10 protein-coding genes are annotated in these 13,091 nt (G+C 39.6%); all 10 read left to right on the top strand.

Annotated features, from left to right (window positions below):
* Positions 1 to 199 precede the first annotated feature (199 nt).
* Positions 200 to 1,318, top strand: coding sequence for a citrate synthase (citZ, locus tag BMX30_RS04340; RefSeq protein WP_090741544.1), 1,119 nt, complete (start codon positions 200 to 202; stop codon positions 1,316 to 1,318).
* A gap of 183 nt (positions 1,319 to 1,501) precedes the next feature.
* Positions 1,502 to 2,773 carry an NADP-dependent isocitrate dehydrogenase gene (gene icd, locus BMX30_RS04335; protein ID WP_090741542.1) on the top strand — a complete coding sequence of 424 codons (1,272 nt, stop codon included), beginning with the start codon at positions 1,502 to 1,504 and terminating at the stop codon, positions 2,771 to 2,773.
* Between the two features lie 162 nt (positions 2,774 to 2,935).
* Positions 2,936 to 3,874: a malate dehydrogenase gene (gene mdh / locus BMX30_RS04330; protein WP_090741540.1), complete on the top strand. Its 939-nt coding sequence runs from the start codon at positions 2,936 to 2,938 to the stop codon at positions 3,872 to 3,874.
* Positions 3,875 to 3,967: 93 nt separating this feature from the next.
* On the top strand, positions 3,968 to 4,444 hold the full coding sequence (locus BMX30_RS04325) for a MaoC/PaaZ C-terminal domain-containing protein (protein WP_090741538.1): 477 nt from the start codon (positions 3,968 to 3,970) through the stop codon (positions 4,442 to 4,444).
* A gap of 329 nt (positions 4,445 to 4,773) precedes the next feature.
* A complete protein-coding gene (locus BMX30_RS04320; protein WP_090741536.1) occupies positions 4,774 to 5,484 on the top strand; it encodes a response regulator transcription factor in 711 nt (236 codons plus the stop codon).
* A complete protein-coding gene (gene pnpS, locus BMX30_RS04315) occupies positions 5,481 to 7,247 on the top strand; it encodes a two-component system histidine kinase PnpS (RefSeq protein WP_090741534.1) in 1,767 nt (588 codons plus the stop codon). The genes BMX30_RS04320 and pnpS overlap by 4 nt, the downstream gene beginning before the upstream one ends.
* A 72-nt stretch (positions 7,248 to 7,319) precedes the next feature.
* Complete coding sequence (hflK, locus tag BMX30_RS04310; RefSeq protein WP_090741532.1) at positions 7,320 to 8,285, top strand: FtsH protease activity modulator HflK; 966 nt, start codon at positions 7,320 to 7,322, stop codon at positions 8,283 to 8,285.
* Positions 8,278 to 9,216 (top strand): protease modulator HflC, encoded by a 939-nt coding sequence (hflC, locus tag BMX30_RS04305; RefSeq protein ID WP_090741530.1) that lies wholly within the window; start codon positions 8,278 to 8,280, stop codon positions 9,214 to 9,216. The genes hflK and hflC overlap by 8 nt, the downstream gene beginning before the upstream one ends.
* Before the next feature lie 362 nt (positions 9,217 to 9,578).
* On the top strand, positions 9,579 to 12,209 hold the full coding sequence (gene polA / locus BMX30_RS04295) for a DNA polymerase I (RefSeq protein WP_090741525.1): 2,631 nt from the start codon (positions 9,579 to 9,581) through the stop codon (positions 12,207 to 12,209).
* 17 nt (positions 12,210 to 12,226) lie between these two features.
* Complete coding sequence (gene mutM, locus BMX30_RS04290; protein WP_090741523.1) at positions 12,227 to 13,057, top strand: DNA-formamidopyrimidine glycosylase; 831 nt, start codon at positions 12,227 to 12,229, stop codon at positions 13,055 to 13,057.
* The last annotated feature ends 34 nt before the right edge of the window (positions 13,058 to 13,091 follow it).

Genomic DNA, 13,091 nt, shown 5'->3' with positions numbered 1-13,091 from the left:
ATTTTCTTTTTTGGTCTATTTCTGAGCAAGCGCTCGGTCTATAGGGATACTGGAGAAATGGAAGGGAAGGAAGGCTTGTGCGATTTTTAAGAGTCAGAAATTTCTTGTTTCTGAAAGCTGTATTTCTATAACTCCAGTAGGTAATTTTAGAGACAAATACGAAATGGGGAAAATTTTCCAAGAGAAGGAGAGATTCAGTATGACAGTAACACGTGGTCTTGAAGGGGTAGTGGCAACAACATCTTCTATCAGTTCAATCATTGATGACACGCTAACTTACGTAGGCTATAACATTGATGATCTTGCTGAGAATGCAAGCTTCGAGGAAGTCATTTACTTGTTATGGCATGGAAGACTTCCGGTTCGTTCCGAACTAGAAGAATTGAAAAATCAGTTGGCACAAAATATGGCATTACCTGAAGAGGTATTAGAACACTTTAAATTGTACCCAATTGATAAGATTCATCCGATGGCTGCGTTAAGAACTGCCGTTTCACTTTTAGGTTTGCATGATGAAGAGGCAGACGTGATGGAAGAGGAAGCCAATTACCGTAAGGCAATCCGCCTGCAGGCAAAAATGCCTGCGATTGTCACTGCATTCGCTCGTATCCGTAAAGGGCTAGAACCTATCGCACCTCGTAATGACTTGAACTTTGCGGCAAACTTCTTGTATATGCTTACTGGAAAAGAACCAGAACCAATTGCTGTTGAGGCTTTTAATAAGGCGTTAGTATTACATGCTGACCATGAATTAAATGCATCGACTTTCACGGCACGTGTTTGTGTCGCCACTTTATCAGATGTATATTCAGGTGTGACTGCGGCCATTGGAGCTTTAAAAGGCCCACTTCACGGTGGAGCAAACGAAGCAGTTATGAAAATGTTGAAAGAAGTCGGTACATTAGAAAATGTTGAACCTTATATTCGAGGTAAACTAGCAAACAAGGAAAAAATCATGGGCTTTGGACACCGTGTATATCAACAGGGAGATCCTCGTGCAAAGCATCTCCGTACAATGTCTGCAAAGCTTACTGACTTAACTGGCGAGCCGCATTGGTATCAAATGTCGACAAAGATTGAAGAGATTGTTACGGGTGAGAAGAAATTACCACCAAACGTGGATTTCTATTCTGCTTCTGTATATCATAGTCTTGGAATTGACCATGATTTATTCACGCCGATTTTTGCTGTAAGCCGTGTATCTGGTTGGCTTGCACATATTCTTGAACAGTTCTCAAACAACCGCTTAATTCGCCCACGTGCTGAATATACTGGTCCAGGAATGCAAAAGTATGTTGGGGTTGAACTTAGAGGATAATCTGGGTGTAAATCATTTACTTATTTGCTAAAAATTGTTCTAATAGATAAAGTAGAGAAAGATAGCAACTCATACTAAGCTCTAAGAAATATTAGCTTTATAAAGGTTGCTTAATCTTAAAATAGAATAGAGGGCTAGGTTTCCTAACCTTCTATTCTAGCGAATAATGGAGGGAGATATAACATGACACAAGGTGAAAAAATTACAACAAAAGACGGAGTACTAAACGTACCAAATAATCCAATTGTTCCTTTTATTGAGGGCGATGGAACAGGTGCTGATATCTGGGCAGCATCAAGCAGAGTATTAGATGCGGCTGTTGAAAAGGCTTATAAAGGTGAGCGCAAACTTGTTTGGAAAGAAGTCCTTGCAGGGGAAAAAGCGTTCAATCAAACTGGAGAGTGGCTACCAGCTGAAACTCTTGAAGCAATCAACGAATACCTAATTGCTATTAAAGGACCACTAACTACTCCAATTGGTGGGGGAATTCGTTCTTTAAACGTAGCATTACGTCAAGAATTAGATCTATTTGTATGTTTACGTCCGGTTCGCTGGTTCGAAGGGGTACCATCACCAGTTAAACGTCCGCAAGATACAGACATGGTTATTTTCCGTGAAAACACTGAAGATATTTATGCTGGTATTGAATATCAAAAAGGTTCTGATGAAGTAAAGAAATTAATTTCATTCCTTCAAACTGAACTAGGTGTAAACAAAATCCGTTTCCCAGAAACGTCTGGTCTAGGAATTAAGCCAGTATCTGAGGAAGGTACAAGCCGTTTAGTCCGTGCTGCTATCGATTACGCAATTAAAGAAGGTCGTAAATCGGTAACATTGGTACATAAAGGAAATATCATGAAATACACTGAAGGTGCATTTAAGAACTGGGGTTATGAGCTTGCTGAAAGAGAATACGGAGAGAAGGTATTCACTTGGTCAGAGTATGATCGCATTAAAGATGAACAAGGCTTAGATGCAGCGAACAAGGCTCAATCTGATGCAGAAGCTGCTGGAAAGATTATTGTTAAAGATGCGATTGCTGATATCTTCTTACAACAAATCCTTACTCGTCCAAAAGAATTTGATGTAGTTGCAACGATGAACCTTAATGGAGACTACATTTCCGATGCACTTGCTGCTCAAGTAGGTGGAATTGGTATTGCTCCTGGAGCGAACATCAACTATGAAACAGGACATGCAATCTTTGAAGCAACACATGGTACGGCTCCTAAGTATGCTGGGTTAGATAAGGTTAACCCTTCATCTGTTATTCTTTCTGGAGTATTGCTTCTTGAACATTTAGGATGGACAGAAGCGGCAAACATGATCCTAAAATCAATGGAGAACACAATCGCTTCTAAAGTTGTTACTTATGATTTTGCACGTCTAATGGACGGAGCAACTGAGGTTAAATGTTCTGAGTTCGGTGACGAGCTAATCAAGAATATGGAATAAAGAGAACGTGGAGGGGCTTTCATTAATGGAGAGCCCCCCTTTATTAAATAAGGCGCTTTTCTCGGACTTCCATGGAATTAACTACAATCAATTTGAAAACAGCCAATAGTAACCGAGTAGAAAGTTTTAAGATTTGAAATAGTCATTCTAGGAGGATGTTTTATGTCTTTAAAACGAAAAAAGGTTTCAGTCATTGGAGCAGGTTTTACTGGTGCGACGACAGCATTTATTCTTGCTCAAAAGGAACTAAGTGATGTTGTTTTAGTCGATATCCCACAAGCGGAAAATCCAACCAAGGGGAAAGCTCTTGATATGCTTGAAGCGGGTCCAGTACAAGGATTTGATGCGAATATTATCGGAACATCTAATTACGAAGATACGAAGGATTCTGATGTAGTTGTAATTACTGCTGGTATCGCACGTAAGCCTGGTATGAGCCGTGATGACTTGGTGCAAACAAATCAAAAGGTAATGAAGAGTGTAACAAAGGAAATAGTTAAATACTCTCCGAACTGTCATATCGTAGTATTAACGAATCCAGTTGATGCAATGACTTACACTGTGTTCAAAGAGTCTGGGTTCCCGAAGAACCGCGTAATCGGTCAATCGGGAGTTCTGGATAGTGCACGTTTCCGTACATTCGTTGCCCAAGAATTGAACCTTTCTGTTAAAGATATTACAGGTTTCGTTTTAGGTGGACATGGCGATGACATGGTTCCACTTGTACGTTACTCCTATGCTGGCGGAATTCCACTTGAGAAGTTAATTCCAAAGGAACGTTTGGATGCAATCGTTGAGCGTACCCGTAAAGGTGGTGGCGAAATCGTTAATTTACTAGGTAACGGTAGCGCTTATTACGCACCTGCAGCATCGCTTGTTGAAATGGTTGAGGCGATTGTAAAAGATCAGCGTCGCGTTCTTCCTTCCATTGCTTTTCTTGAGGGAGAATATGGTTATGACGGTATTTATCTTGGTGTGCCAACGATTCTTGGTGCCAATGGAATTGAACAAATCATTGAGCTTGAGCTAACTGCTGATGAAAAGGCTGAACTTGACAAGTCAGCTGAATCTGTACGCAATGTAATGGCTGTTTTAGTTTAATATTTCTAGCATATTAAAAAATCGGGGAATGTTCCCCGATTTTTTTGCAAATAATAGTAGAAAGGCATTTTTTATTCTGGGGGAGGACATGCTATGTTACTAGGGAAAAAACGAAAGCTTGGGAGAACGATTGAAGATATTTCATTAGGAGAGAAACTAACCTTGACAGAAAAGATTGAAGACAAGGATCTTTTGCTGTTTCTAGGTTTAACAAACGATTCAAATCCTCTTTATATTCAACATGATTACGCCTCTCAGACCCCTCATAAAAGACCAGTTGTACCTAGTATTATGTTAACTGGAATTATAACTTCCGCCATCTCTAAATATCTACCTGGACCAGGTAGTTATATCTTAAAACAAGAAATCGAATTTTTAACACCGGTGTACCATTATGGTACTATTCAATTTTTATTTGAGGTGACACAGGTTCATCGTGACACTCATTCAGTTGAGATTACTGTCAGTGCAAGTAATGAAGAGGATGAGGATGTATTAATAGGCAAATTACTAGTCTGTCCACCTTACTTGCCCCAAAAGGATGACGGGCATGCACTGGAGAATTTTTAAAAGATGCAGAGCTGCATCTTTTTTTTATGTAGGCTGTGGTTAAATGGTAATATTGAGTTTCAACAGGTGATTGGAGCGGAAGGCACGAAGACTCTTCGAAAATGAACTGCACATTTTCTCGTGCGTGGGTAAACTCGAGGAAGCCATTCAGTGTCCTGCGGGAGATTGAGGAGGCTCAGCTTCCTACCAGTTTTATATTTACCCCGCCGTATAAACTGCCTTTATTAAAACAATAATCTGGTTGTTTTACTTTATGAGAATCTTCTTTAAGGTTTATAATTGAAGGGAAAGTAAAACCAAGTTATATATATTGAAATTGGAGGATATTAATGGTCAAGGTATTGGTAGTGGATGATGAACAATCAATCTTAACTTTGTTGAAATACAATCTTGAACAGTCGGGCTATGAAGTAGTTACAGCAATGGATGGTGAATTAGGAGAACAGATGGCATTAGTAGAAAAACCTGATTTAGTTATTCTTGATTTAATGTTACCGAAACTAGACGGCATTGAAGTCTGTAAACGTCTTCGCCAACAAAAAGTCATGACACCGATTCTTATGTTGACAGCAAAGGATGATGAATTCGATAAAATTCTCGGACTGGAACTAGGTGCAGATGACTATATGACGAAACCCTTTAGTCCCCGGGAGGTGGTAGCAAGAGTAAAGGCGATTCTTCGTCGTGCTCAGTTTACGCCTGAAGTGGAAAAAGGGCAGGAAGAATCAGAAGAAATTCGCATTGGTGACTTGAAAATTCTACCCGACAATTACGAAGCGTACTTTTTGGAGAAATTGCTTGAACTTACACCAAAAGAATTTGAACTTCTTGTTTACCTAGCAAAAAATAAGGGGCGCGTTTTAACTAGGGATCAACTGTTAAGTAAGGTTTGGAAGTATGATTTTGCTGGAGATTCGCGGATAGTGGACGTACATATTAGTCACCTCCGAGATAAAATCGAACAGAATTCAAAAAAACCTGTTTATATAAAAACAATCCGCGGGCTAGGTTACAAGCTAGAGGAACCGAAGAAAGAATGACAAAATACCGAACACGTTTACTGTTTGCTTTAATAACTTTGATTATTGCCGTATTGCTCGGATTGGGAATTGTGCTAGGGCAGCTTTTTAAAAATTATTATCTAACAAACTTCAATGAACGTTTGGAAAATGAAACTCAAATGATTTCAGCAATCATTGCAAAAAGCGGCGGGTTGTCTTCTTTAAATAGGCAGGAATTGGATGAATTTAGCGAAATCCTGAATACGAGCATCACAATCGTTGCAGCAGAAGGTGAAATTTTGTATGATACCGAATCAGGTTTAGCTAATAACCCAAAGAACGAGGAGCTAATCAGCAAAGTACTAGCTGAAAAGGGTGAAGGGGATATAGTAGGGAGATATTCGGATGGAAATCAATTGCAATATTACTGGCAATCCCTTCAACATAATCAACAAACTGAAGGATATCTCTTACTTGCAACAAAGGTAGATGAACTGAAACAAGCCTATCGTCAATTATGGTGGATTCTAAGTGTAAGTCTTGGTATGGCACTGCTGGTAATTATTATGCTTGGCTCTAAAATCACTTCAAGATATACAAAGCCAATTGAATCAGCAACAAATGTAGCGATTGAATTAGCTAAAGGGAACTACCGGGCAAGGACTTATGAAGATCATATTGATGAAACCGGTATGTTAAGTGCATCTATTAATATCCTTGCTCGAAACTTACAGGATGCGATGAAGTCTCAAGAGATTCAACAGGATAGGCTTAGAACCCTGATTGAAAACATGGGAAGTGGCCTCATTCTAATTGACAACCGAGGCTATATTAATCTTATTAATAAAACATATAAAGAAATATTTAATGTCAACCCTGGTGAATACCTGTACAAGTTATATCATGAGGTCATTAAGGATAAAGAAGTTAGTTCGTTAATTGAAGAAATTTTCATGACCGAACAAAAGCTAAAGAAACAAGTGGTTCTTCCGTTAGTGATAGAAAGGCGATATTTCGAGGTTTATGGCGTTCCAATTATTAGCTCTAACAATGTCTGGAAAGGGGTATTATTAGTTTTTCATGACATAACAGAGTTAAAGAAATTAGAACAGGTCCGAAAAGACTTTGTGGCAAATGTTTCGCATGAGTTAAAAACACCAATCACTTCGATTAAAGGTTTTTCTGAGACATTGCTTGATGGGGCTATGAATGACAAACAGGCATTAGAAGACTTTCTAACGATTATTTTAAAAGAAAGCAATCGTCTCCAATCCCTTATTCACGACTTACTCGAGTTGACTCGAATTGAACAACATGGTTTCGCATTAAACCTTGAGGAAGTTGATATTAATGGACAAGTTTCCGATGTAATAAAGATTCTGAAAGGTGCGGCGACTGAAAAAAATGTAAATTTGACTCTAAAAACCAATACACCTAACAGTTTGATAACAGGCGATCCGGACCGATTAAAGCAAGTGTTCATAAATTTAATTACGAATGCGATTACCTATACTCCTAGTGGTGGGCTTGTTTCTTTAGAGGTTGAAAACCAAAAAGAGACAGTTACCGTCAAAATAAAAGATACAGGGATTGGGATGAAAAAAAGTGAAATCCCAAGAATTTTTGAACGCTTTTATCGAATTGATCGGGCAAGAAGCAGGGACTCCGGGGGGACAGGTCTGGGGCTTGCAATTGTTAAACATATTATGGAAGTTCATAAAGGGACAATTGATGTAAAGAGTGAAATTGGTGTTGGGACAACCTTTATTCTAACTTTTTCAAAGAATTTACCAACAAAATAGGATAGAAAATTTTGAAACTTATTAGGCGTTCAAACCGTATTACAAATAGATAAATAGAAGGGGGAGAGATGGGTGAGCTTGAGGAAATTATATGTAGTCTCCGGTGCTGTCATACTAGCAGCTTTGTTAGTGCTCGTTGCATTAACAAGTTGGTACACGGTAGATGAATCAGAGCAGGCAGTTATTTTAACATTTGGGGAAGTTGAAGAAGGTATAAGTGAACCAGGACTTCACTTTAAATTGCCTTGGCCAATACAATCAGTTGAAACCTTATCTAAGGAAACCTTCAGCTTACAATTTGGCTATGAGGAAAAAGATGGGGAAATTCAAGATTTTCCAGACGAAACGAAAATGATAACTGGGGATGAAAACATTGTTCTGGCCGATCTAGTCGTTCAGTGGAAAATCACGGATCCAGAGAAATATTTATTTAACTCCGATTCTCCTGAAGAAGTCTTATATGATGCTACGTCTGCATCAGTTAGAAGTATCATTGGGAATTCTAAAATAGACGATGCTCTTACATCTGGAAAAGCAGAGATTGAAGCAGAAGTTCGTGATCTTCTGACTAGTCTAATAGAAAAATATGATATAGGTGTTTCCATTCTTGCGGTAAAGCTTCAGGATGTGGAATTACCTAATGATGATGTTCGAAAAGCATTTACCGATGTAACAGATGCTCGGGAAACAATGAATACAAAAATAAATGAGGCTAATAAGTATCGCAACCAAAAAGTCAATGAAGCGGAAGGCGAAAAGGATGCTCTCATCTCAAGGGCTCAAGGGGAAAAGGCTGCTAGGATTGAACGTGCCCGCGGGGACGTTGCCGTTTTCAACGCTTTATATGGTGAGTATAAAGGAAATCCAGAAATTACTCGTGAGCGACTAGTTATCGAGACGCTTGAGCAGGTTCTTCCTGGAGCTGAGATTTATATAATGAATGATGATGGGAATACCATGAAGTATTTCCCGATCCGGCCACTTGAAAAAGAACAGCCAAAGCCCAATGTAGAAGGGAGCGATGATACTAATGGCTGATGATAACATTATCGATATGAATGAACGTGCAAATAAGATGAGTTTTGGTTGGAATAAGTATACAAAATTTGGGTTGTTTATTTTACTTTTGTTAGTATTATTAGGCTTTATATTTAGTAATCTTTTTGTTGTTAAAGAAGGAGAATATAAGGTTATCCGTCAGTTTGGTGAGGTCGTCAGAATTGACAGTGAACCAGGATTATCCTATAAGATCCCTTTTATTCAAAGTGTAACAACTTTACCCAAATATCAGATGACGTATGATGTCTCTCAAGCTGAAATTAACACAATGGATAAAAAGCGTATTTTGATTGATAACTATGCGGTCTGGAGAATTGAGGACCCGAAAAAAATGATTGCCAATGCACGGACGGTTCAGGCGGCAGAATCTCGTATGGAAGAATTTATTTACTCGGTCACCAGAACGGAATTGGGACAATTAGACTACGATGAGATTATTAACGACGAAAAGTCATCAAGGGGTTCCTTGAATGACCGAATTACGGAAAAAGTAAATGAATTGCTTTCTAATGACAACTATGGAATAAGCGTAACAGATGTCAGAATGAAGCGTACTGACCTTCCTGAAGAGAATGAACTGTCTGTATTTACGCGGATGATCTCTGAGCGTCACTCAACTGCTCAAGATTATTTGTCACAAGGTGATGCCAGAAAAAATCGGATTGAGGCTGAGACAGATAAGGAAGTAAATGAAATGCTTGCGACAGCAAAAGCCGATGCAGAGGAAATTCGAAGTGAGGGAGAGGCAGAAGCAGCCAAAGTTTATAATACTGCCTTTTCAAAAGACCCAGAGTTCTATTCCCTTTATCGGACATTAGAATCATACAAGAAGACCATCGGTGATGATACAGTAATCATCCTGCCATCCGATTCACCATATGCTCGTATTTTAACGGGGTATACAGATTAAAACTGTATTATTTTCTGAAAAATTGTTGTTTCCATTTATGGTTCTTTTAAAAAGTATGTTGATTTCCGCTCCAGGTGCTTGCTTTCCGCGGGGCGTGCGGTGAGCCTCCTCGTCGCTTCGCTCCTGCGGGGTCTCACCTGTCCCGCTGCTCCCGCAGGAGTCAAGCACCTTCCGCTACAATCAACTGGCAAAATAAACATCGTCCTTTAACTGAGCCATATTAATTAAAGTTAACCGTTAATAGTCGATTGGCGTAAAATTAGCGTAACGAAAAATGCCGTTATTTTTCTTTCTATTCTAGCTCATGATAGAATAAAGAAAGAAAATAACGGCTTTTTCATGTAGAAAATAGGAGGAGAATAATGGAAAAAAAGTTAGTGCTAATTGATGGAAACAGTATTGCTTATCGAGCGTTTTTTGCGCTTCCATTGCTAAATAATGAAAAAGGTATACATACGAATGCAGTTTATGGCTTCACGATGATGTTGATGAGAATTCTTGAGGACGAGAAGCCATCTCATATTTTAGTGGCCTTTGATGCGGGGAAAACAACGTTTAGACATGCCACGTTTACAGAATATAAAGGTGGTAGGCAAAAGACTCCACCGGAATTATCTGAGCAATTTCCTTTTGTCCGCGAGCTTCTAAAGGCTTACGGGATTTCCCAATACGAGCTTGAGAATTATGAGGCAGATGACATAATTGGGACATTGTCTACTGTTGCAGAACGGGATGGATTCGAAGTGAAGATCATCTCAGGAGATAAGGACCTTACACAGCTTAGCACAGATAAGACAACCGTTAGTATTACGAAAAAGGGTATTACTGAAATCGAGAATTATACACCTGATCACATAAAAGAAAAATATGGGCTTTCAGCCGACCAAATAAGGGATATGAAAGGATTGATGGGGGATCCATCAGACAATATTCCAGGTGTTCCTGGAGTCGGTGAAAAGACGGCCATCAAACTTTTAAAAGAATTCTCGACAGTTGAAAACTTACTTTCATCAATTGAAAAGGTGAGTGGGAAAAAACTCCAAGAAAAGCTTGAAGAGTTTAAAGACCAGGCAATGATGAGTAAGCAATTAGCAACGATCACAAAAGAAGCTCCGGTACAGATTGAGTTGTCCGAGCTTGAATATGAAGGGTATCAACGAGAAGAACTAGCGAAGTTTTTCAAAGAACTTGGATTTAATTCTTTACTGGAAAAGATAGGCGCTGACGAACTTAGTGAAAGCATCGAACTTAAAGAAATTGAATATACCACCCCTGACGAGATAACGGAAGATCTATTTGCGGCGGAAAATGGATTTTATGTTGAAATCCTAGAGGATAATTATCATTATGCTCCTATCGTAGGGTTTTCAATTGCGAATGAGAAGGGCAATTTTTATTTACCTGCAAAAAAAGCGATTGAATCGGATGTTTTCAAACGGTGGTCGGAAGATGAGCGTAGCAAGAAATATGTATATGATGCAAAACGCTCGGAGGTTGCATTGCGTCATCATGGCATTCATTTGGTAGGAGTAGACTTTGATGTCTTCCTAGCTTCTTATATTCTCAATCCATCAGAATCTCCAGAGGATTTTGCAGCTGTTGCGAAACTCCACGGATACCCGCATGTTCAACCCGATATGAGTGTCTATGGTAAAGGAGCTAAACGAGGGATTCCAGAAGAAAGCGAGCTGGCGGAACACTTATCCCGAAAAGCCGCCGCGATTTATGAATTACAAGGTCAGCTTGCCAAAGAGCTACATAAAAACGAGCAATATGAGTTATTCAGTGAACTGGAAATGCCACTTTCCCTCGTTCTAGCTGATATGGAGTATCAAGGGGTTAAACTGGATACGGAACGACTTAGAAAGATGGAGATGGAAATTGGTGCCCAGCTAGACCGTATCGAAAAACAAGTGTTTCAACATGCTGGAGAGGCTTTCAATATCAACTCCCCGAAACAGCTTGGTGTGATCCTGTTTGAAAAGCTTGGACTTCCACCAATAAAAAAGACAAAGACGGGGTATTCAACAAGTGCGGATGTCTTAGAGCAATTGGCTTCTAAGCATGAGGTGATTCAGGAAATACTTCACTATCGTCAGCTTGGAAAGTTGCAATCAACCTATATAGAGGGGCTTCAAAAGGTTGTTAATCCTGATACGGACAAGGTTCATACAAGGTTTAACCAAGCTCTAACACAAACTGGACGATTAAGCTCGACAGATCCAAATCTGCAAAACATCCCAATTCGATTAGAGGAAGGGAGGAAAATTCGCCAAGCGTTTGTCCCTTCTGAAGAAGGTTGGGTGATATTTGCTGCTGACTACTCTCAAATCGAATTAAGGGTACTCGCTCATATTGCTGGTGATGAAAAGCTGATAGAAGCTTTCCAAGAAGGACTAGATATTCATACGAGAACCGCAATGGAGGTTTTTCATGTTGAAGCGGACGAAGTGACCGACAATATGCGACGACATGCTAAAGCAGTTAACTTTGGGATCGTTTATGGGATAAGCGATTATGGGTTGTCACAAAGTTTAAATATTACACGTAAGGAAGCTTCCCAGTTTATCGATCGCTATTTAAAGAGCTATCCTGGTGTTAAGGAATATATGGATGAAATCGTCCGTGATGCTAAGGAAAAGGGGTATGTTTCAACATTGCTTCAGCGTAGGAGATATTTACCTGAAATTACAAGCCGGAATTTTAATATTAGAAGCTTTGCTGAGAGGACCGCTATGAACACTCCTATTCAAGGGAGTGCTGCGGATATCATTAAAAAGGCTATGCTAGATATGGCAGAGAGAATGAAACAAGAAAAACTCAAATCTAGGCTCTTATTGCAGGTGCACGATGAACTAATTTTTGAAGCACCTGAAGAGGAAATCGAGAAACTTAAACACATCGTACCAGATGTAATGGAAAATGCAGTTGATTTAAAGGTTCCAATAAAAGTGGATTATGCATATGGTCCGACCTGGTTTGATGCAAAGTAATCACGGAGGGAAATAACTTGCCGGAACTTCCAGAGGTAGAGACAGTTAGAAAAACATTAGAAGCACTAGTCATTGGAAAAGAAATTCAAGATGTTGCTGTTCATTGGCCCAAAATGGTAAAGCATCCCGGGGAACTTGAGCAATTTACTGATGCACTTCGAGGTCAGCGTATTTTAGATATCGGTAGAAGAGGGAAGTTCCTCATTTTTTATACGGAAGATTATGCGCTGATTTCCCATTTAAGAATGGAAGGGAAATATGGTGTGTTTTCAGCTGATGAGCCGGTAGACAAGCATACACATGCCATCTTCAAGTTTACCGATGGAAGTGAAATGCGCTATAAGGATGTTCGTAAATTTGGTACTTTTCATTTATATAAAAAAGGTGAAGAGTTCAAGCAGGCTCCGCTTGTTGGGCTTGGACCTGAGCCATTTTCCGATGAATTTACGCTTGAAGGGCTCAAAGTAAATCTCAGGAAGACGAGTAGAAAGGTAAAGCCCGCTCTGCTCGACCAGAAGGTTTTAGTGGGTTTAGGCAACATTTATGTTGATGAAGCACTGTTTCGTTCAAAGATTCACCCGGAACGGATTGCCTCAACACTAACGGACGAAGAAATCGAACTCTTACATCAAGAAATTGTGAATACACTGTCGGAGGCTGTTAAATTAGGCGGGAGCACGATTCGTTCTTATATCAATTCACAAGGGCAGATTGGGATGTTTCAACTTCAACTGTATGCATATGGGCGCCAAGGTGAACCCTGTAAGAATTGTGGCACCGAAATGGAAAAAACAGTGGTCGGGGGACGAGGGACCCACTTCTGTCCAAAATGTCAGCGAAAAGAGTAGAACAAAGGTAAGAGTTTGATCAATATGATCATCA

It is taken from the genome of Mesobacillus persicus (assembly GCF_900109925.1).
GTDB lineage: Bacteria > Bacillota > Bacilli > Bacillales > Cytobacillaceae > Mesobacillus_B > Mesobacillus_B persicus.
This window is presented reverse-complemented; position numbering and strand designations above follow the sequence as displayed.